The organism is Leisingera sp. JC1 (genome assembly GCF_001679925.1).
Lineage (GTDB): Bacteria > Pseudomonadota > Alphaproteobacteria > Rhodobacterales > Rhodobacteraceae > Leisingera.
Genome location: NZ_LYUZ01000080.1, coordinates 18,479 through 38,158 on the forward strand (window position 1 = coordinate 18,479; position 19,680 = coordinate 38,158).

The following is a 19,680-nucleotide window of genomic DNA, read 5'->3' on the forward strand; positions in this document are numbered from 1 at the left end:
ATTGTGATCCGAACCCGGGCGTTGCTGGCGCGGGCAAGACGAGGGGAACCAAAAGGTGAAAATAGGTACACCAAAAGAAACATTCCCGGGTGAAAACCGGGTTGCGATGACGCCGGATTCGGCAAAGCAGCTGCAGAAGCTGGGCTATGAGTGCGCGATTGAGGCCGGGGCGGGCGCCGCTGCGGGCTTCTCCGATGCGGCCTATGAGGCGGCGGGGGTCGAGGTCATCAAGACCCCGGCGGCACTGTGGAAGGCTTCGGATATCGTTGCCAAGGTGCGCCAGCCGGACTCAACCGAGCTGAAGCGGCTGACCAAGGGCAAGACGCTGATCTCCTTCTTTAACCCGGCAGGGAACGAAGAGGGAATGGAGCTGGCCAAGTCGAAAAAGGCCAATGTCATCGCCATGGAAATGGTGCCGCGCATTTCCCGCGCGCAGAAGATGGACGCACTGAGCTCGATGGCCAATATCGCGGGCTACCGCGCTGTTATCGAGGCGGGCAACAACTTCGGCCGCTTCTTCACCGGCCAGATCACCGCCGCGGGCAAGGTGCCCCCGGCCAAGGTCCTGGTGGTCGGCGCAGGCGTTGCCGGTCTGGCCGCCATCGGCACCTCCACCTCGCTGGGCGCGGTAACCTATGCGTTTGACGTGCGCCCCGAAGTGGCCGAACAGGTCGAATCCATGGGCGCCGAATTCGTCTATCTGGACTTTGAGGAGGAGCAGCAGGACGGCGCCGCCACCGGCGGCTATGCGGCGGTCTCTTCCCCGGAATTCCGCGAGGCGCAGCTGGCTAAGTTCCGCGAACTGGCGCCCGAGGTCGACATCGTCATCACCACCGCGCTGATCCCCAACCGCGAGGCGCCCAAGCTGTGGCTTGAGGACATGGTCGCGGCCATGAAGCCGGGCTCTGTCATCGTCGACTTGGCCGCCGAGCGCGGCGGCAACGTCGAGGGCACGGTGAAGGACGAGAAAGTCGTCACCGACAATGGCGTCACCATCATCGGCTACACCGACTTCCCCAGCCGCATGGCGGCGCAGTCGTCGAGCCTTTACGCGACCAACATCCGCCACATGATGGCTGACCTCACGCCGGAAAAAGACGGCCAGGTCAACCACGACATGGAGGACGACGTGATCCGCGGCGCGACCGTCACATTCGAGGGCGAGATCACCTTCCCGCCGCCGCCGCCCAAGGTGCAGGCGATTGCGGCCAAGCCGAAGGAAACCGTGCCGGAGCTGACGCCGGAGGAGAAACGCGCCAAGGAGGTTGAGGCCTTCAAGGCGCAGACCAAGAGCCAGGTCACCATGCTGGCGGGCGGTGGTGCGCTCCTCTTGCTGGTCGGACTGTTCGCACCGGTCAGCTTCATGCAGCATTTCATCGTCTTTGCGCTGGCCTGCTTCGTCGGCTTCCAGGTGATCTGGGGTGTCGCCCACTCGCTGCACACACCGCTGATGGCGGTCACCAATGCGATCTCCTCGATCATCATCCTGGGCGCGCTGATGCAGATCGGCTCCGGCAGCTTCCTGGTGATCCTCCTGGCGGCACTTAGCGTCTTCATGGCCGGGATCAACATCTTCGGCGGCTTCCTCGTCACCCGGCGCATGCTCGCCATGTTCCAGAAATCTTAAGGAGGCCGGGCACATGGATTACGGTTTCACCACCGCCGCCTATGTTGTTGCGGCTGTTCTTTTCATCCTGTCGCTGGGCGGCCTCTCCAACCAGGAAAGCGCCAAACGCGCGGTCTGGTACGGCATCGCCGGTATGGGGCTGGCGGTCTTTGCCACCCTCATCGGTCCCGGTTCGGGCCTGTGGCTGCTGTCGATCCTGCTGATCGCGGGCGGCGGCATCATCGGCACCTATGTCGCGAAAAAGGTGCAGATGACCGAGATGCCGCAGCTGGTTGCAGCGATGCACTCGCTGGTCGGTCTGGCCGCGGTCTTTGTGGGCTTCATCGCCCATTTCGAGATCGGCAATGTGGCGGCTGCCGTCGCCGCGGGCAGCACCGAGGACCTCGGCACTTTTGCCAAGCTGATCGCCAAGAAAACCCCGGCAGAGATCGCCTTCCTGCGCGTGGAACTCTTCCTCGGCATTTTCATCGGCGCGATCACCTTCACCGGCTCCGTGATTGCCTTTGGCAAGCTGGCGGGCAAGGTCACCTCGGCTGCTACCAAGCTGCCGGGCGGCCATATGCTGAACGCAGGCGCGGCGGGTCTCTCCTTCCTCTGCCTGATCTGGTACTTCAACTCGGGCGGCTTCCTGCCGCTGTTCCTGATGACCCTTGCGGCACTGTTCATCGGCTACCACCTGATCGTGGGTATCGGCGGCGCCGACATGCCGGTGGTGGTCTCGATGCTGAACAGCTACTCGGGCTGGGCCGCGGCGGCGATCGGCTTCTCGCTGGGCAATGACCTGCTGATCGTGGTCGGTGCCCTCGTGGGCTCCTCCGGTGCTATCCTCAGCTACATCATGTGCAAGGCGATGAACCGTTCGTTTGTCAGCGTGATCCTGGGCGGCTTCGGCGGCACCACCGGTCCGGCGATGGAAGTAGAAGGCGAGCAGATCGCTATCGACGCCGACGGCGTTGCCACCGCGCTGGAGGAAGCTGACAGCGTCATCATCATCCCCGGCTACGGTATGGCGGTGGCCCAGGCGCAGCAGAACGTCGCCGAACTGACCCGGCGCCTGCGGGCCAAGGGCAAGGAAGTTCGTTTTGCCATCCACCCGGTTGCGGGCCGCCTGCCGGGCCACATGAACGTGCTGCTGGCCGAAGCCAAGGTGCCTTACGACATCGTTCTGGAAATGGATGAGATCAATGAGGACTTCCCGGAAACGGATGTGGCTATCGTCATCGGCTCCAACGACATCGTGAACCCGGCGGCGCAAGAGGATCCCAACTCGCCCATCGCCGGCATGCCGGTGCTGGAATGCTGGAAGGCGAAACAGGTGTTTGTCTCCAAGCGGGGCCAGGGCACCGGCTACTCCGGTATCGAGAACCCCCTGTTCTTCAAGGAAAACACCCGCATGTTCTATGGCGATGCCAAGGCAAGCCTCGATACGCTGCTGGGTCTGGTCCAGTAAGCGGGACATCAGCCCAAGAGAAAAAGGCGCTCCATCCGGGGCGCCTTTTTTGGTTCCTTGGCAGCGTTCTCGACTGGATTTGTATACCGTTGCATTCCGCTAACATGTTGAAATAAAACATTTCTGTACATGTTTTTCCGACTGCAGTATGGTCCGCGGCATTGCCCCGGAGACCAAGAATGCCGCCGATCCAGGATCACCCGCTGCGTTACCAGCTGACCAATGAGCTGCACGCCCGTCCGTTCCCCACCATGACCAGCCCTTGCACGGTGGTCTACCTGGCTGTGAAACAGCCGCAGGAGGCCGTGCACCGCGACCGGATGCAGGACATGCAGCACCTGATCCAGCTGCTGGACCGGCACGGCGCGCCGCATCCCAAACCGGGGGCAACCCATCACACCGCCCAGATTGGGCGGCACATGCTGAAGTGGGAGCAGCACACCGAGTTTGTCAGCTACACCGTCTACAGCGACGGCGTCAGCACGCGTGCTTTTGATCCGGCAGATTTTGACGTCTTTCCCGCCGACTGGCTGGCCGAGGCGCCGGGCCAGCGGATCACCTCGGCGCTGATCCGGGTAGTGCCGCGCGCGGCGCCTGCGGTGCTGAAATCCACAATGCACGACTGGTTCGTGCCGGAAAGCCTGACCGCCTCGCAGGTGCTTGATGACAGCGCGGTGGTGGCCGGCGATTTCCGCATCGACCCGGCGGGCCATGTACGCTTTGCCATCTTCCCTAATACGGACACCGGCGCGCAGCGGGTCGGCCGGATTGTGCAGCGGCTGTGCGAGATCGAAACCTACCGGGCGATGTCGATGCTGGGCTTTTCCCGCGCCCGCGGGCTGTCGCCGGTGATCGGCAAGCTGGACACCCGCCTCAGCCAGATGATGGCGGAGATGACGGCCGGCTCCAAACCCGCAGAGGAAATCCTGACCCAGCTGCTGGCGGTTTCCGCTGAGCTTGAGGCAATGGCGGCGCAGTCCGCCTTCCGCTTCGGGGCCACTGGCGCCTATGACGCGCTGGTCAGCCAGCGCATCAGCCTGCTTCGGGAGGAGCGCCACGAAGGGTTCCAGACCTTTGCCGAATTCATGCTGCGCCGGTTTGAACCTGCCATGCGGACGGTGAATTCCACCGAGAAGCGGCTGGATACGCTGGCCAGCCGGGCGCGCCGGGCAGGGGAGCTGCTCAGGACCCGGGTGGATGTGGAGCGTTCTGCCCAGAACCAGGCGCTGCTTGCCAGCATGGACCGCCGTGCAGATATTGCGCTGCGTCTGCAGCACACGGTCGAAGGCCTGTCGGTGGTAGCGGTCAGCTATTACGCGATATCGCTGGTTTCCGACTTCCTGTTCCCGCTGGCCGAACGCTACGGGCTGACCAAGAAGGTGCTGATCGCGGCTGTCACCCTGCCTGTGATCGGGCTGGTGTGGCTGGGCATCCAGCGGATCCGCAAGAAGCTGCACTGAGCGCAGCTGGATGTGCGCCAGAGAAAAGGGCCGCCCGGTGGGGCGGCCCTGTTTCGTGTCTGCGGTGGCTGCTCAGCGGCCCCGGATCCGTGGGTCCAGCGCGTCGCGTAGACCGTCGCCCAGGTAGTTCACGCTCAGCACCGTCAGCGAGATCGCCATGCCGGGCCAGAACACCCGCTCCGGGTGCTGCTGCAGGTAATCGGTGGCATCAAACAGCAGCCGTCCCCAGGTCGGGAAATCCGGCGGGAAGCCGAGGCCGAGGAAGGACAGCGACGACTCAGTGATGATCGCGGTGGCAATGCCCAGGGTGGCCGAGACCATGATCGGCGACAGCACGTTGGGCAGGATGTGCCGTGTGATCAGCCCGCTGTTGGTTGTGCCGATGGAGCGCGCCGCCATCACGAACTCGCGCTCCTTCAGCGCCAGCACATCGCCGCGCACGATCCGCGCGGTGGGCATCCAGCTGGTCACCCCGATGGAAATCACGATCAGGATGAAAATTCCCTGTTCCGGTCCGAACGCGGCGTTCAGCGGCTCGCGGAACAGCAGCATCATGACCAGCAGCAAGGGCAGCAGCGGCAGCGCCAGGAACAGATCGGTGAGGCGCATCAGCGGCCCGTCCAGCTTTTTGAAGAAACCGGCCATCACCCCGATGAAGGAGCCCAGGAACAGCGCCAGCAGCATCGCGGTCAGGCCCACCGACACTGAGGTCGCGCCCCCCGCCATCATCCGGGCCAGCATGTCGCGGCCCAGCTGGTCGGTGCCGAAGGGATGCGCCCAGCTCGGGCCCTGGTTGCGGGCGCGGATGTCGATCTGGGTAGCTTCAAGCTCCCAGAAGAACGGGCCCAGATAGACCGCCAGAATGATGAACAGGAACAGCGCCCCGCCCATCAGCGCCCCGCGGTGGGACTTGAACTGGTCCCAGACGTCCAGCCACTGGCTGCGCGGCGGCTTGTGCAGCTCTTCCAGCGCTCCGGCGGCCGGAACCGCTGTCGAGGCCGGTGCCATGCCTTCATCCGGCACAAAGCGTTCCTTGTCAGTCATAGCGGATCCTCGGGTCAAGAATGCCGTACAGCACGTCGGCGATCAGGTTGAACAGCACGATCAGCACCGCAAAGATGAAGGTGAGGGTCTGCACCATCGGCAGGTCGTTGGCCTGGATGGCGCCGATCAGCAGCTGGCCGATGCCGTTCACCTTGAACACCTGCTCAGTGATGATGGCGCCGCCGAAGATCGACGGAATGCCAAGCGCGATCACGGTAACGACCGGGATCATCGAGTTACGCAAGACGTGGACCATGACCACAACATATTCGCTCAAGCCTTTGGCGCGGGCGGTGCGGACATAATCCTGGTTCAGGTTGTCCAGCATCGAGGCGCGCATAAAGCGGGAGAGTTGCGCGGTGATCTGCAGCGCCAGCACCATCACCGGCATGATCATCTGTTTCAGCTGGAAGACAAAGGCGTCCCAGCTGTCCACCACATGGGTGGTGTCATAGATCGACGGGAACCAGCCCAGCTGCACCGAGAAGATCACGATCACGAGCACACCAGAGAAAAACGGCGGCACCGAGAAGCCGACCATCGACACGAAAGTGCCCATCTGGTCGAACCAGCTGTACTGGCGGTAGGCGGAGTAGATGCCGATCGGCAGTGCGATCAGGATTGCGACCACATAGGCGGTGCCGACCACCCACAGGGTCTGCGGGATGCGCTGCACCACGATGTCCATCACCGGCGAGCGGGTCTGCCAGGAGATCACCCGCAGCTGGCCTTCCGCAAGGCTGGTGCCGAAAATGTTGTCGATCAGCACCTGCGGCTCGATCCAGAAGAACTGCACCAGCCATTTCCAGAAACGGATATGCATCGGCTCGCCCAGGCCCAGGGCTAGGCGCATCTTTTCTTTGACTTCGGCGGGGACGGTCAGGGGAACCTGCGCCATCGGGTCGCCGGGGGCGAGCTCCAGGAGCAGGAAGATCACGAGGCTGATGAACAGCAGTGTCGGAACTGCCAGGATCAGCCGCCGGATTGTAAAGGTCAGCATCTGCTAAGCGCCTTTGCAACTTGTATTGAATTCGGAACAGGCGGGGCGGGCGCCCCGCGTCCAGGCCATGCGCGGCGCTGCTCTGCAGCCCAGCAGATGGCAAGAGGCCCCGGCATGTGCCGGGGCCCCGGGAAGCAAGCAGCGCTTACTTGATGCGGTACCAGTCAGCTGCGTTCCACAGCTCGCTGTCCCAGACGTTCAGGTCGACACCGCCCAGGGTGTTGGAATGCGCCGACAGGCGGCCGCGGTGAACCAGCGGGATCATGCCGCCGTTTTCGACCATGATGTCGTTCAGGCGGCGGCCGATCTCAGCACGCGCTTCCAGACCGGCGGTCTTGGTCAGCTCGGCGTGCAGCTGGTCGAACTCTTCGTTGCAGAAGCGCGAGATGTTCTCACCCTGCCACTGGGATTCCGGCTTCGGCGCCTTGTCGCACAGACCGTTGCCCAGGTAGGACTGCGGGTCGGTGCCGTCGAAGTTGTTGGCGTACATTTCGACGTCTGCATAGAAGCGCTGGAAGGTGTCGGGCGAGCCCGGGTCGCCGCCGAAGAAGACGGAGGCGTTCACGTTGCGCAGCTCGGTCTCGATGCCGATCTGGCTCCACCATTCCTTGATCAGCGCCTGGAAGTCCTGACGGACAGCGTTGGTCGAGGTCTGGTACAGGATCTTCATCGGCTTGCCGTCCGGGGTCTCCCGCACGCCGTCGCCATTGGTGTCCTTGTAGCCGGCTTCTTCCAGCATCGCCTTGGCGCCTTCGATGTCCTGGGTGGAGCAGTCAAAGGTGTCGGAAGCAAAGGCTGCGGGTGCAGGCACCCAGTTGCAGCTCACTGCGCCAGCCTTGCCGTAGCCGATTTCCACCAGCAGCGGACGGTCGATGGCCATCGACATCGCCTTGTAGACCGCCGGGTCTTTCAGGAACGGGTGCGGATGCTTGGCGGTGGAGCGCTCGCCCTCCGGCAGCTCCGGCGACGGGTCGGTCTGGTTCAGCATGATTCGCTCCACCAGCGAGCCGAAGCCCGCAACCGGCTTGCCTTTGCCGCCTGCTTCCATCTGCGCAATCACTTCCGGCGCCAGCTGCAGGTTCCAGGCATAGTCGAACTCGCCGGTTTCCATCACCGCGCGGCCAGCCGCGGTTGCATCCCCGCCGCCCTTGAACAGCACCTTGGCAAACGCCGGCTTGGCCGGGTCGCGGTAATTGTCGTTGGCCGACATGGTGATCACGTCGTTCGGCTTGAACTCATCCACCACAAACGGGCCGGTGCCGATCGGGCCAAAGTTGGCCTCGGTGCATTCCGGCGCTTTGGCGCCCATGCAGTTTTCGAACTGGGCCTTCTGCAGGATCGGGCTTTCGCCGCCCACAAACGGGCCATAGGGGAACGGGGTCGGCTTGTCGAAGGTGACCTTGACGGTCAGATCGTCCACCACCTCGACGCCGGTGACGCCCTGGAACTTGGTCAGCTGCGCGCAGCCGCCTTCGGGATGCATGCAGTAGTCGGCGGTGAATTTCACGTCATGGGCGGTGAAGTCGGTGCCGTCGGACCATTTGATGCCCGGTGCAACTTTCCAGGTGATCGAGGTCAGGTCTTCGCTGACGCCGCCGTTCTCAACGGTCGGGATTTCCGCCGCCAGATAGGGGACCATGTTGCCCTGCGGGTCGTAACGCGCCAGCGGCTCGATGACCAGCGACGCCGACTGCACGTCCTTGGTGCCGCTCGACAGGAACGGGTTCAGGATCGACGGCGCCTGCCAGTAAATGATGTTGACCTGGCCGTCGGACCCGCGCTCTGCAAAGGCTGCAGGCGCAAGAGAGGCCGCGGCAACGGCACCCATCAATAGGGATTTCAATTTCATCACACACTCCTTGTCGGACACGTTTCGTGTCTTTTTGTTGGCCGGGCCGGCTCAGGCCCGGAGGGTTGCCGCATTGCTGCGGAAGTGTAGCATTGGGCCTGCAGGCACAGGGAAAACCTTGGAGCTATAATCCCTTAACACTTTACCGGAGACACCGGCGTGTGACAGCTTGCAGACAACCACGGGGGTATCGAAACGCTTTTGCCGGCAAATTGCAAATTCCAATTTCGAAGAGCCCATGCATTATTTGCATGAGCATTTTGAAGGAAAGTAGAGTTTACTCCGGAACCTGAGGCTGCCTTTGAACGCGGCCCGGACAAAATAGAACCAGGGAGCCGTCATGCTGGACAACGCCATTGCGTCCATAAGAAATCTGCGGGTGGAGTTTCAGACCAAGGACGGCCCGGTGGTCGGGGTGGAGGATGTCTCCTTTGATGTCAGCCCCGGCGAAACCGTTTGTATCGTTGGCGAATCCGGTTCCGGAAAATCGGTTTCCTCGCTGTCGCTGATGCGGCTGGTGGAGTTCGGCGGCGGCGAGATCGCGGGCGGCGAGCTGCTGTTCAACCGCCGTGGCGGCGAGCGCTCCAACCTTGCAACCACCGAACAGGAGCTGATGAAGCAGATTCGCGGCAACGAGATCGGCATGATCTTCCAGGAGCCGATGACCGCGCTCAACCCGGTGTTCACCGTCGGCCGCCAGCTGACCGAAGGCCTGCGCATCCACAAGAAGATGTCGCAATCCCAAGCGGAGGAGCGGGCGCTTGAACTGCTGCGCCAGGTCCGTATCCCGGAACCGGAACGCCGTCTGAAACAGTACCCGCACGAACTGTCGGGCGGCATGCGCCAGCGGGTGGTGATTGCGATGGCGATGGCCTGCGAGCCGCGGCTTCTGATCGCGGATGAGCCGACCACCGCGCTCGACGTGACCATCCAGGCGGAAATCCTGGCGCTGATGGACCGGCTGAAGCGCGAGACCGGCACCGCGGTGATGTTCATCACCCACGACATGGCGGTGGTCGCCCAAATGGCCGACCGCGTGGTTGTCATGTTCCGCGGCAACAAGGTTGAGGAAGGCACCGTCGAGGAGATCTTCGAAAACCCCAAGCACGACTACACCAAGGCGCTGCTGGCGGCGGTTCCGAAACTGGGCGAGATGCGCGGCAAGCATTATCCCGAGCCGATGAAGCTGATGGGCGTCGAGAACCAGAAGATCGAACCGATTAAGGGCACCGATGAAGTGCTTCTGGAGGTGAAGAACCTGACCACCCGCTTTCCGGTCAAAGGCGGGTTGCTGCGCCGCACCATCTCCAACGTGCACGCGGTGGAGGACGTGTCCTTCAAGGTGTTCAAGGGCCAGACCCTGTCGCTGGTGGGCGAATCCGGCTGCGGCAAATCCTCTGCAGGGCGCTCAATCCTGCGCCTGGTGGAGCCGCAGTCCGGCGAGGTGAACTTTGAGGGCCGCAACGTGCTTGGCTTCAACGCCACTGAGATGCACAAGGCGCGCCAGGACATGCAGATGATCTTCCAGGATCCGTTTGCCTCCCTCAATCCGCAGATGCAGCTGATCGACCAGGTTGCAGAACCGCTGCGCAACTACGGTCTGGCCTCAGGCTCCGAACTGCACGACCGGGTCGCCAGCCTGTTTGACCGCGTCCATCTGCCGCGCAGCTTCATGCGCCGCTACCCGCACGAGATGTCCGGCGGCCAGCGCCAGCGGATCGCCATCGCGCGCGCACTGGCCCTGAACCCCAAGCTGATCGTCGCGGACGAGGCCGTCTCGGCGCTTGATGTGTCGGTGCAGGCGCAGGTCCTCAATCTGATGATGGAACTGCAGGCGGAACTGGGGCTTTCGTTCCTGTTCATCAGCCACGACATGGCGGTGGTGGAGCGCGTCAGCCATCAGGTGGGTGTGATGTACCTGGGCCGTATCGTGGAAATCGGCCCGCGCGAGCGCGTGTTTGAAAACCCGCTGCACGCCTATACCCAGGCGCTGATGAAGGCGGTTCCGATCGCCGATCCGCGCCAGCGCAAGTCGGAGAAGGAACTGAACTTCAAACCGATTCCGTCGCCCATTCACGAAGTCGGCTACCAGCCGGAACCATCGGAATACCTGGAGCTGGAGCCCGGCCATTTCGTGCTGACCACTGACAGCGGATACTGATCATGCTCGCGAAACTGACGCCGCTGGAGATCATGGAACGCCTGGTCTCCTTCCCGACCGTGAGCCGGGACACCAACCTGCCGCTTGTCGACTGGGTGCAGGACTATCTGTCTTCCCACGGCATCGAAAGCCACCGCTGGACAGACCCGGATCAGCCCCACAAGGCTGCCGTATTTGCCCATGCCGGCCCGTGGGAAGAAGGCGCTGTGGTTCTGTCCGGCCATACCGATGTGGTGCCGGTGGACGGCCAGCCCTGGGACACCGATCCTTTCACTGTGGTGGAAAAGGACGGCAAATACTTCGGCCGCGGCACTTGCGACATGAAGGGCTTTGACGCTCTCGCCATCTGGGCGCTGGTGGAGGCCCATACCGGGGGTGTCACCCGGCCGCTGCAACTGGCGCTGAGCTTTGACGAGGAGATCGGCTGCACCGGCGCCCCGCCGATGATCGAAGCCATGCAGCAAGTGTTGCCCAAGGGCTCCGCGGTGATCGTGGGCGAGCCCTCGATGATGCAGGCCGTCACCGGCCACAAGGGCGGCACCGGCTATGACACTCATCTGGTGGGCTTCGAGGTGCACTCCTCGCTCATGCACACCGGCGTCAGCGCCATCATGCAGGGCGCGAAACTGATCGACTGGGCCAACCAGCAGAACGCCGCGAACATGGCCAGGGAGCCGGGTGAGATGCGGGCGATGTTCACTCCTCCCTGGACGACTTGCCACGTCGGCATGATCGAGGGCGGCACCGCCCATAACATCACCGCCAAGGACTGCCGCTTCCTGATGGATTTCCGGGTGGTGCCGGGCGAGCACGCCAGCGATTGGGAGGCGGCTTATCTGGCCAAGGTGCGCGAGGTCGAGGCGGAGATGCAGGCCATTCATCCGGAGGCCCGCATTGATGTGTCCAAGCACTTTGACGTGCCTGGGCTGGTGCCGGAACAAAACGGCGAGGCAGAGGCGCTGGTGCGCCGGGTAACCGGCGACAATGGCTCCCATGTGGTCAGCTACGGCACCGAGGCGGGCCAGTTCCAGCAGGCCGGTTACTCGGCGGTGATCTGCGGCCCCGGCGACATCGCGCAGGCGCATCAGCCCAACGAGTATATCACGGTGGCCCAGTTCGAGGCGGGCCATGACTTCATGCGCAAGCTGGTGGAGAAACTGCGCGGCTACTTCCCGCTGCCTTGAAACCGCGCGTTTCGTGCTCAGATTGGTGCTGCAGGTGTATCAGGGGTGCACAGATGGTGCACAAGGGGTGCACGCATGGCACCCCCTTCTGTCGAGTTCCGCCACGTCCCGGCGGGGCCGGATACTTGCGAAGCTAAGTTTTTTCGCGGACAGTTTGCCGCAACGGAACCTGAAACAGTAAAGGGGAGGGGAATATGCCGGCCAAGAACCGCTTTGCCGAGATGCACCAGGAGATCACAACCTGGCGCCATCACCTGCACGAGAACCCCGAACTGATGTACGAGGTGCATGAAACCGCCGCCTTTGTGGTGGAGCGGCTCAAGGAGTTCGGCATCACCGATATCACCACAGGCGTCGGCCAGACCGGCGTGGTGGCGGTGATCGAAGGCAAGACCAATACCTCGGGCCGCGCCATCGGCCTGCGTGCCGACATGGACGCGCTGCCGATCCCCGAGGCCTCGGGCGTGGACTATGCCTCCAAAACCCCCGGCGTGATGCACGCCTGCGGACATGATGGCCACACCTCGATCCTGCTGGGTGCGGCTAAGTACCTTGCAGAGAAACGGAATTTTGACGGCAAGGCCGTGCTGATCTTCCAGCCGGCCGAGGAAGGCGGCGCCGGCGGCAAGGCGATGTGCGACGACGGGCTGATGGACCGCTGGGGCATCCAGGAGGTCTATGGCCTGCACAATATGCCGGGCCTGCCGGTGGGCGAATTTGCGATCCGACCGGGCCCGCTGATGGCGTCCTCGGATGAGTTCATCATCACCGTCACCGGCAAGGGCGGCCACGCCGCCGCCCCGCATGAAGCGATCGACACGACGCTGGCGGCTTCGCAGATCGTGGTCTCGCTGCATTCCATCGTCTCGCGCAACGTGGACCCGATCAAACGCGTGGTGCTGACCGTCGGCACCTTTGAGACCGACAGCACCGCTTCGAACGTAATCGCTCATACCGCCAAGCTGCAGGGCACCGTCCGCACACTGGATCCTGAGTACCGCACCCAGGCAGAGGACTGGGTGCGCCGGGTCGCCGAAAGCACCGCTGCCGCGTACGGGGCCACGGCTGAGGTCGAATGGCTGCCGGGCTATCCCGTTACAATCAATGATGAAAACGGAACCGCTCATGCGGTGGAGGCGGCGCAGGCGGTCTCTGCCAAGGTCGATGCCGAGACCCCGCCGATCATGCCGTCCGAGGATTTCTCCTACATGCTGGAGCAGCGCCCCGGCGCCTATATCTTCCTCGGCAACGGCGACACCCAGATGTGCCACCACCCGGCCTATGTCTTTGACGACGAGGCGATCCCGCTGGGATGCAGCTGGTTTGCCGAGCTGGTGGAACGAAGAATGCCCGCGGCCTGAGGCTGCGGGGAACAGATAACCAAAGGAGTGAGAAATGCCGGTCAAGAACCGCTTTGCCGAACTGCAGGATGAAATCACCGCCTGGCGCCGTGACATCCACGAAAACCCGGAAATCCTGTTCGAAACCCACCGCACCAGCGCGCTGGTGGCTCAGAAGCTGCAGGACTTCGGCTGCGACGAGGTGGTGACCGGCATCGGCCGCACCGGTGTGGTTGGTGTCATCAAGGGCAAGGCGGACACATCCGGCAAGGTAATCGGCCTGCGTGCCGATATGGATGCACTGCCGATCCATGAGCAGACCGGGCTGGACTATGCCTCCAAGACCCCTGGCGCGATGCATGCCTGCGGCCATGACGGCCATACCGCGATGCTGCTGGGTGCTGCCAAGTACCTGTCGGAAACCCGCAATTTCGACGGCACCGTGGTGGTGATCTTCCAGCCCGCCGAGGAAGGCGGCGGCGGTGCCAAGGTGATGTGCGACGATGGCCTGATGGACCGCTGGGGCGTGCAGGAGGTTTACGGCCTGCACAACTGGCCGGGCCAGCCGCTGGGCTCTTTTGCTATCCGCCCGGGATCCTTCTTTGCCGCCACCGACCAGTTCGACATCACCTTCGAGGGCCGCGGCGGCCATGCGGCCAAACCGCATGAGACCATCGACACCACCGTTCTGGCCGCGCAAGCCGTGCTGGCGCTGCAGACCATCGCTTCGCGCAATGCCGACCCGGTGCACCAGATCGTGGTCTCCGTGACTTCGTTTGAGACGTCGTCCAAGGCGTTCAACGTGATCCCGCAGAAGGTGCAGATCAAGGGCACCGTGCGCACCATGTCCAAGGAGATGCGCGACCTGGCCGAAAAGCGGATCAATGAGGTATGCACCGGCATCGCCGCGACCTTTGGCGGCACCGCGGACATCACCTATCACCGCGGTTATCCGGTGATGGTGAACCACGAGGAGCAGACCGAGTTTGCCGCCAAGGTGGCGGAGAGCGTGTCCGGCTCCTGCGGGGATGCGCCGCTGGTGATGGGCGGCGAGGATTTCGCCTTCATGCTGGAGGAGCGCCCCGGCGCCTACATCCTGATGGGCAACGGCGACACCGCGATGGTGCACCACCCGGAGTACAACTTCAACGACGACGCCATTCCTGCAGGCTGCAGCTGGTGGGCGGAGATCGTTGAGCAGCGGATGCCTGCGGCTTGACCTGAAAAAGGAGAGGGGGCTGTCTGCCCCCTCTTGAGCCTGCGGCTCAATTCACCCCCGAGAATATTCTTGACCAGAAAGAAGCGGCGGCGGGCGTCAGTGCTCCAGCAATTCGCGGTAGATGGCGACCAGGCTCTCGGCCTCTTTCTCCAGCGCGAAATTGGTCATGGCGTGTTTGCGGGCGGCCTCTGACCATTGCGCCAGCCGGCCTTCGGTAGACAGCACCTCGTTGATCGCGTCCACCATTTGGCCGGTTTCGCCCGGATCGATCAGCAGGCCGGTTTCACCCGGCGCAATCAGCTCCTCGAAAGCGCCGACGCGGGTGGCCACGGCAGGTACGCCGCAGGACATGGCTTCCAGCGGGGTCAGGCCAAAGCCCTCCCAGCGCTGCGGAGCGACATAGAGATCCAGCGCCTGGTACCAGCGGGACACCTCCCAGACCGGCACTTCCGGCGGGAACAGCAGGCGGTCCGATAGGCCAGAGGCTTCCACCTTGGCGCGCAGGCCCTTCTCAAAAGCCACATGTTTTTCTGTCGCCCGGCCCATCACGATGCCAACCGCCTTGGGGTGCGCCTTCAGCACCTCCAGCATGGCGTCGACAAAAACGTCCGTGCCTTTCTGCGCGCGGATGCGGCCGTAGCAGCCGATCAGGATGGCGTCTTTCGGCAGGCCCAGCTCGCGACGCAGTGCCGCCTTGTCTGCGGGCGGAGCGAACTCTTCGGTGTTGATCCCGTGGTGCACCACCTGCGCAGGCTTCTCCAGATAGGCCGCGCCCTTAGCCGAGGTTGCGATCACCCGGTCCATTTGCGAGATCAGCCACTTGGTATAGCCGGAGTGATGGCGTTGCGAGGCGGAGGTGAACAGCAATTTCAAGCGCTTGCCCAAGAGGTATTTCAGCGCCAGCCCGCCCAGCATTTCCACGTTGCGGCGGGCGTGCCAGACGCGGGCGCCGGCCGGGCCATTGCGGTTCATCAAGATGAGTTGGGAGGCTGTCAGGTGCGGCATGTCCCCCGGCAGGCCGCTGCCCGCGGTGGCAATGGCGATCTGCTGGCGCTGCAAGGGTACCAGCCGCACGATGGTGGAGGTCACGCCGGACAGGCGGCGCTTGAAGTTCGGTGCGATGACCTCAACCGTGTTGGCGTCCACTTCAGCCATCCTGGCCTCCTTCGCGGGACAGAAGCGCCAGCAGGGCGTCCACCGTCTTGTCCAAGTGATCCGACTGGCGGGAGATGAATTGTCCAGCAGCATCGCGGGCAGCCTGGAAGGCCTTCGGCTGGTCCAGCCACTTGGCGACCTGATCCGCCAGCTCCGCCGCTGAGCGCACTTCTGCCGCGGCGCCTAGGGCGGTCAGCTCGGTGTAGGTCTCGGCGAAATTGTAATATCCGGCGCCAGTGATCACCGCAGCACCGGCCTGCATCGGTTCAAACGGGTTGTGGCCGCCGATTTCGCGCAGGGAGCCGCCCAGGAACACCAGCGGGCACAGCGCGTACCAGGTGCCGACCTCACCCAGCGTGTCAGCCAGGTAGACCTGCGTCTGGGTGCCGGGCAGCACGCCTTTACTGCGCCTCGCGCAGCTGAGACCGGCGTCCTTGACCATCATTTCAACCGCATCCCCGCGTTCCGGGTGGCGGGGGGCGAGCAGCAGGCAGAGGTCCGGGTGCTGTTCCAGCAGCGCCTTATGGGCCTCCAGCACGGTTTCCTCTTCGCCCTCGTGGGTGGAGGAGGCAACCCAGACAGGGCGCTCGCCGATGCTCTCCCTGACTTTGACAAGAGCGTCCTGATCCACCGGCAGCGGCGCGGAGACGGCCTTGAGATTGCTGCCGGGGCGGATGCGCCCCGGGGCGGCCCCCATGGCTTGCAGGTTGGTGGCGGTCTTCTGGTTCTGGGTCACCAGCAGGGTGAACTGGTCGAGGATGAAGCGCGCGGTTTCCCGGCGTTTTTTCCAGCCTTCCACCGATTTGTCCGACAGCCGCGCGTTCAGCAGCACCAGCGGGCAGTCGGCCTGACGCGCGCGCACCAGCATCTGCGGCCACAGCTCGCTTTCCACAAACACACCCAGATCAGGCTGCCAGTGGGCCAGGAAGCGGTCCACGGCGGCAGCGGTGTCCAGCGGCGGGAACTGGTGGCGGCAGCGTGGCGGCATCCTTTTGGCGATCAGCTCAGCCGAGGTGGGCGTGCCGGAGGTAATCAGGAATTCCGCATCCGGGGCCTGTTCGCCCATGCGGGCAATCAGGGTCAGCACCGACAGGCTTTCGCCGACAGAGGCGGCGTGGAACCAGATCAGCCGCCCGGCAGGGCGGGGCAGGGAGGCATGGCCGAGGCGTTCGCGCACCCGTTCTTCCGGCAGGCCGTAGTCGCGCAGCTTGCCCGCGACCTTGCGCCAGGCCAGGGGGGCAATCAGCGTGCTGACGCCGCAGTACAAGGAATAGAGCAGCGTCCGTTGCGCTGGAGCGGTTCCAGGCATGTCAGCCGCCGGTGTGGCTCATGTGGCGGGACATCTGGCCGCCGGCCTCTTGCCGGGAGTAGTCGAAGTCATGGCCGCGGGGCTTGTCGCCGATGGCCGCGCGGATGGCGGCCTCCAGCACGCCGGTGCCTTCCTCATTGGCGCGCAGGGGCGCGCGCAGGTCGGCTTTGCCCTCCTGGCCGAGGCAGGTGTAAATCTCGCCGGTGCAGGTCACCCGCACCCGGTTGCAGCTTTCGCAGAAGTTATGCGACAGCGGCGTGATGAAACCGATCTTCTGGCCGGTCTCCTCCAGCCGCAGATAGCGCGCCGGGCCGCCGGTGCGCTCTGCCAGATCGGTGACGGTGTAGTGGTTTTCGTATTCCTTGCGCACGTCCTTCAGCGACCAGTACTGGCCGATGCGCTCCATGGCGCCGATATCCTCGCCCATCGGCATCACTTCGATCCAGGTGAGGTCGAGGCCGCGTCCGGCGCACCACTCGGTGATGCGGGGCAGTTCCTCTTCATTGAAGCCTTTGAGCGCCACCGCGTTGATCTTGACCTTGAGGCCCGCCTTCTGTGCCGCGTCGATGCCCTTCATTACTTGAGGCAGGCGGCCCCAGCGGGTGACATCGGCAAACTTCTGTTCATCCAGCGTGTCGAGCGAGATATTCACCCTGCGCACCCCTGCGGCATAGAGGTCATCGGCGTATTTCACCAGCTGCGAACCGTTGGTGGTCAGCGTCAGCTCCTTGAGGGCGCCGGTGTCCAGATGACGGCTCATCGACTGGAAGAAGGTCATGATCCCGCGCCGCACCAGCGGCTCGCCGCCGGTGATCCTCAGCTTCTCGACACCCAGCCGGATGAAGGTGGAACACAGCCTGTCCAGTTCCTCCAGCGTCAGCAGATCCTTCTTGGGCAGAAAGGTCATGTTTTCCGACATGCAGTAAACGCAGCGGAAATCGCAGCGGTCGGTGACCGAGACACGCAGGTAAGTGATTGCGCGGGCGAAGGGATCGATAAGGGGTGCCGTCATGCTTCCTAGGTAAAGCGGGGCACCGCCCGCGGCAAGGGGGGACCGCATTTGTGACTGGCAAAGAGTTTCGCAGCTGGCTAGGGTCGCCTCATGCGTATGACAGTCATTTCCCTTGCTTCGATTTCCCTGCTGGCGGCCTGTAACGGGCTGCAGCTGAATTCCTCCATTCTGAACGGCGGCGGCGGGCCGTCGGCGGCCGCACCGCAGGATCCGGTGCTGCAGCCTGCGCCCGGCGTTGATGTCGGTGAGGCTGAGCCTTTGGCGCCAACATCGCCTTCCGCGCCGTCCTTCCTCGGCTCCGCCACCACCGTGGCTTCGCTGGGCGATCCGTCGCTGCCGGGGCTGTGGATGGAAACGCCGCTGGTGGCAGCAGAACAGCAGGCGCTGATCCGCTCCAACCGCAATACCCAGGTGGTGGTGACGCTGAAGCCCATCCCGGGAGAGGCCTCCGGCGGCAGCCGCCTGTCAATTGGCGCAATGCGGGCGCTGGGCCTGCCGCTGACGGAGCTGGCCGAGTTGCAGGTGCTGCCCCCCGCGGGCTGAATCGCCTTAAAAAGGGGAAAGCGCCCGCCTGCTGTGGCGGGGCGGGCGCTGCCCGGCGGTTGCCAGGCGGAGCTTTTTACAAGCCTAGGCGTCTTTCAGGTATTTGGCCGCTTCCTTGCGGGCAAACCCCTTCATGTTTTGTCCATGTTCCGCCAAAAACGCGCGGGTGCGGTCTGCATCATGTTTACTGAGATCGCGCAGCCACCAAGCCACTGCTTTCTGCATGAACCAGTCGCGGTCGGGCACGTAGGCTGCGGCCCAGGCCAAGATGCGCTCGCGGGCGGCGCTGTCGGCGGGTTTCAGATTGTTCATCTTGGCCCAGGGCAGAGTGGCGACAAGCGCTGCGCGGCGGGTCCACATGTGGTCCGATTGTGACCACGTTTCCACAGTATCGAGCCGCGATGAGTCCGCCAGCAACCGTTTTGAAATGGCAGAGCAGGCATGGTCGGCAATCGCCCAGCTGTCAAACTGCGGCACCCAGGATTGCAGCAGGTCCCAGACCGCCTGATCCTCCTTGATCCGCGCTTGAGTGAGCAGCTTGCCCGCGGCGATGCGGGCCTCGAAGATGTCGGTGTCCCATAGGGCACGCGCAAGATCCACGCGCTCTGGCACGCTCAGGGACTGGCGCCAGGACTTGGTCAGCTCATTGGTGGCTGGGTTGGGCACGCCCAGCACTTCACGGGCTTGCTTGTGATAGGCGGCCATCTGCTCTGCCCGGCCGGGTTCGGCCTGGGCTTTCAGCGCATCAAGATAGGTTTCCAGCATTTTCCCGGTTCGCAGCTTTACACCGGCACGCCGGTGGGCTTGCCGTCGATGGTGGACTGGTTCTTCTGCACCCAATAGGCGCGGATTTCATCGTCCGATTTGCCGTCGACCCATTTCTGCATGGTGTCGCGTTCGGACTGGTATTCCATGAACGGCACTGCATAGCCGCAGGAGGTCTGCACCAGGTCGACCGAAACATCGAAGATCTGCCGGGCGCTGCGGTGGGCGGGGAACAGGGCGGCCAGATCGTTCCAGCCTTCATCCTCCGCGTGCAGAACCTTGGCGGTGCCATAGGTGCGCAGGATCATCGGGCGGGTGGTGAAGGAGCACCACATCAGGGTCATCCGGTTCACCTCCAAGAGGTGGCCCGCGGTTTCATTGCCGCTGCCGGTCAGGTTCATCCAGACGATCCGGTCCGGACCTAGCACCCGCAGCGAGTCCATTCCCTTTGGGGAAATGTTCACACGGCCCTCCGGCCCGGCTGAACCGGTGAAGAACATGTGCTGCTCTTCAATGAACTTGCGGTGCGCGGCGTCGATCTGCGGGAACTGCTTGGCCATGG

The 19,680-nt window shown here is 63.6% G+C and carries 16 protein-coding genes; 8 read left to right on the forward strand and 8 right to left on the reverse strand.

Features of this window, described 5'->3' with window-relative positions:
* The first annotated feature begins 55 nt into the window (after positions 1 to 55).
* The 3 genes from A9D60_RS07795 (at position 56) to A9D60_RS07805 (ending at position 4,537) form a co-directional block, all read left to right on the forward strand.
* Positions 56 to 1,627: a Re/Si-specific NAD(P)(+) transhydrogenase subunit alpha gene (locus A9D60_RS07795; protein WP_065267056.1), complete on the forward strand. Its 1,572-nt coding sequence runs from the start codon at positions 56 to 58 to the stop codon at positions 1,625 to 1,627.
* A 13-nt stretch (positions 1,628 to 1,640) separates the two neighbouring features.
* Positions 1,641 to 3,077: an NAD(P)(+) transhydrogenase (Re/Si-specific) subunit beta gene (locus tag A9D60_RS07800; RefSeq protein ID WP_065267057.1), complete on the forward strand. Its 1,437-nt coding sequence runs from the start codon at positions 1,641 to 1,643 to the stop codon at positions 3,075 to 3,077.
* A 179-nt stretch (positions 3,078 to 3,256) separates the two neighbouring features.
* Positions 3,257 to 4,537: a DUF3422 family protein gene (locus A9D60_RS07805; protein WP_065267058.1), complete on the forward strand. Its 1,281-nt coding sequence runs from the start codon at positions 3,257 to 3,259 to the stop codon at positions 4,535 to 4,537.
* 72 nt (positions 4,538 to 4,609) lie between these two features.
* Here the strand turns inward: A9D60_RS07805 and A9D60_RS07810 are convergent, their stop codons facing one another.
* The 3 genes from A9D60_RS07810 to A9D60_RS07820 form a co-directional block, all read right to left on the reverse strand.
* The gene (locus tag A9D60_RS07810) at positions 4,610 to 5,581 is read right to left on the reverse strand and encodes an ABC transporter permease (protein WP_175392920.1); all 972 of its coding nucleotides are present in this window, start codon (positions 5,579 to 5,581) and stop codon (positions 4,610 to 4,612) included.
* A complete protein-coding gene (locus tag A9D60_RS07815) occupies positions 5,574 to 6,581 on the reverse strand; it encodes an ABC transporter permease (protein ID WP_065267059.1) in 1,008 nt (335 codons plus the stop codon). The genes A9D60_RS07810 and A9D60_RS07815 overlap by 8 nt, the downstream gene beginning before the upstream one ends.
* 145 nt (positions 6,582 to 6,726) lie before the next feature.
* Complete coding sequence (locus A9D60_RS07820) at positions 6,727 to 8,430, reverse strand: peptide ABC transporter substrate-binding protein (RefSeq protein ID WP_065267060.1); 1,704 nt, start codon at positions 8,428 to 8,430, stop codon at positions 6,727 to 6,729.
* A gap of 340 nt (positions 8,431 to 8,770) precedes the next feature.
* Between A9D60_RS07820 and A9D60_RS07825 the strand changes: the two genes are divergently transcribed.
* The 4 genes from A9D60_RS07825 (at position 8,771) to A9D60_RS07840 (ending at position 14,334) form a co-directional block, all read left to right on the forward strand.
* A complete protein-coding gene (locus tag A9D60_RS07825) occupies positions 8,771 to 10,591 on the forward strand; it encodes an ABC transporter ATP-binding protein (RefSeq protein ID WP_065267061.1) in 1,821 nt (606 codons plus the stop codon).
* A gap of 2 nt (positions 10,592 to 10,593) precedes the next feature.
* Entirely contained in the window at positions 10,594 to 11,775 is a 1,182-nt protein-coding gene (argE, locus tag A9D60_RS07830; protein ID WP_065267062.1) for an acetylornithine deacetylase, read from the forward strand.
* Positions 11,776 to 11,969: 194 nt separating this feature from the next.
* Positions 11,970 to 13,136, forward strand: coding sequence for a M20 aminoacylase family protein (locus A9D60_RS07835; protein WP_065267063.1), 1,167 nt, complete (start codon positions 11,970 to 11,972; stop codon positions 13,134 to 13,136).
* 34 nt (positions 13,137 to 13,170) lie between these two features.
* Complete coding sequence (locus A9D60_RS07840; RefSeq protein ID WP_065267064.1) at positions 13,171 to 14,334, forward strand: M20 aminoacylase family protein; 1,164 nt, start codon at positions 13,171 to 13,173, stop codon at positions 14,332 to 14,334.
* A gap of 96 nt (positions 14,335 to 14,430) precedes the next feature.
* Here A9D60_RS07840 and A9D60_RS07845 read toward each other — a convergent pair whose 3' ends face one another.
* From A9D60_RS07845 to moaA, 3 genes are read right to left on the reverse strand one after another with little or no spacing between them, the layout of a single operon-like run.
* Complete coding sequence (locus A9D60_RS07845) at positions 14,431 to 15,489, reverse strand: glycosyltransferase family 4 protein (protein WP_065267065.1); 1,059 nt, start codon at positions 15,487 to 15,489, stop codon at positions 14,431 to 14,433.
* Positions 15,482 to 16,798: a 3-deoxy-D-manno-octulosonic acid transferase gene (locus A9D60_RS07850; RefSeq protein ID WP_065267066.1), complete on the reverse strand. Its 1,317-nt coding sequence runs from the start codon at positions 16,796 to 16,798 to the stop codon at positions 15,482 to 15,484. The genes A9D60_RS07845 and A9D60_RS07850 overlap by 8 nt, the downstream gene beginning before the upstream one ends.
* Position 16,799: 1 nt before the next feature.
* Positions 16,800 to 17,810, reverse strand: coding sequence for a GTP 3',8-cyclase MoaA (gene moaA, locus A9D60_RS07855; RefSeq protein WP_065267067.1), 1,011 nt, complete (start codon positions 17,808 to 17,810; stop codon positions 16,800 to 16,802).
* Positions 17,811 to 17,900: 90 nt separating this feature from the next.
* On the opposite strand from moaA, the gene A9D60_RS07860 reads away from it, so the two are divergent.
* Positions 17,901 to 18,353, forward strand: a complete 453-nt coding sequence (locus A9D60_RS07860; RefSeq protein WP_065267068.1) for a hypothetical protein — start codon at positions 17,901 to 17,903, stop codon at positions 18,351 to 18,353.
* Between the two features lie 84 nt (positions 18,354 to 18,437).
* On the opposite strand, the gene A9D60_RS07865 is transcribed toward A9D60_RS07860, so the two are convergent.
* A complete protein-coding gene (locus tag A9D60_RS07865; RefSeq protein ID WP_065267069.1) occupies positions 18,438 to 19,118 on the reverse strand; it encodes a DNA alkylation repair protein in 681 nt (226 codons plus the stop codon).
* A 17-nt stretch (positions 19,119 to 19,135) separates the two neighbouring features.
* On the reverse strand, positions 19,136 to 19,678 hold the full coding sequence (locus tag A9D60_RS07870; protein WP_065267070.1) for a pyridoxamine 5'-phosphate oxidase family protein: 543 nt from the start codon (positions 19,676 to 19,678) through the stop codon (positions 19,136 to 19,138).
* Positions 19,679 to 19,680: the final 2 nt, after the last annotated feature.

Bases quoted from the DNA above. Each gene is read 5' to 3' on its own strand.
- A9D60_RS07870 (WP_065267070.1), bottom strand. From the start codon at position 19,678: ATGGCCAAGCAGTTCCCGCAGATCGACGCCGCGCACCGCAAGTTCATT.
- A9D60_RS07825 (WP_065267061.1), top strand. From the start codon at position 8,771: ATGCTGGACAACGCCATTGCGTCCATAAGAAATCTGCGGGTGGAGTTT.
- A9D60_RS07865 (WP_065267069.1), bottom strand. From the start codon at position 19,118: ATGCTGGAAACCTATCTTGATGCGCTGAAAGCCCAGGCCGAACCCGGC.
- A9D60_RS07800 (WP_065267057.1), top strand. From the start codon at position 1,641: ATGGATTACGGTTTCACCACCGCCGCCTATGTTGTTGCGGCTGTTCTT.
- A9D60_RS07840 (WP_065267064.1), top strand. From the start codon at position 13,171: ATGCCGGTCAAGAACCGCTTTGCCGAACTGCAGGATGAAATCACCGCC.
- A9D60_RS07815 (WP_065267059.1), bottom strand. From the start codon at position 6,581: ATGCTGACCTTTACAATCCGGCGGCTGATCCTGGCAGTTCCGACACTG.
- A9D60_RS07860 (WP_065267068.1), top strand. From the start codon at position 17,901: ATGCGTATGACAGTCATTTCCCTTGCTTCGATTTCCCTGCTGGCGGCC.
- A9D60_RS07835 (WP_065267063.1), top strand. From the start codon at position 11,970: ATGCCGGCCAAGAACCGCTTTGCCGAGATGCACCAGGAGATCACAACC.
- A9D60_RS07805 (WP_065267058.1), top strand. From the start codon at position 3,257: ATGCCGCCGATCCAGGATCACCCGCTGCGTTACCAGCTGACCAATGAG.
- argE (WP_065267062.1), top strand. From the start codon at position 10,594: ATGCTCGCGAAACTGACGCCGCTGGAGATCATGGAACGCCTGGTCTCC.
- A9D60_RS07820 (WP_065267060.1), bottom strand. From the start codon at position 8,430: ATGAAATTGAAATCCCTATTGATGGGTGCCGTTGCCGCGGCCTCTCTT.
- A9D60_RS07845 (WP_065267065.1), bottom strand. From the start codon at position 15,489: ATGGCTGAAGTGGACGCCAACACGGTTGAGGTCATCGCACCGAACTTC.
- A9D60_RS07850 (WP_065267066.1), bottom strand. From the start codon at position 16,798: ATGCCTGGAACCGCTCCAGCGCAACGGACGCTGCTCTATTCCTTGTAC.
- A9D60_RS07810 (WP_175392920.1), bottom strand. From the start codon at position 5,581: ATGACTGACAAGGAACGCTTTGTGCCGGATGAAGGCATGGCACCGGCC.
- moaA (WP_065267067.1), bottom strand. From the start codon at position 17,810: ATGACGGCACCCCTTATCGATCCCTTCGCCCGCGCAATCACTTACCTG.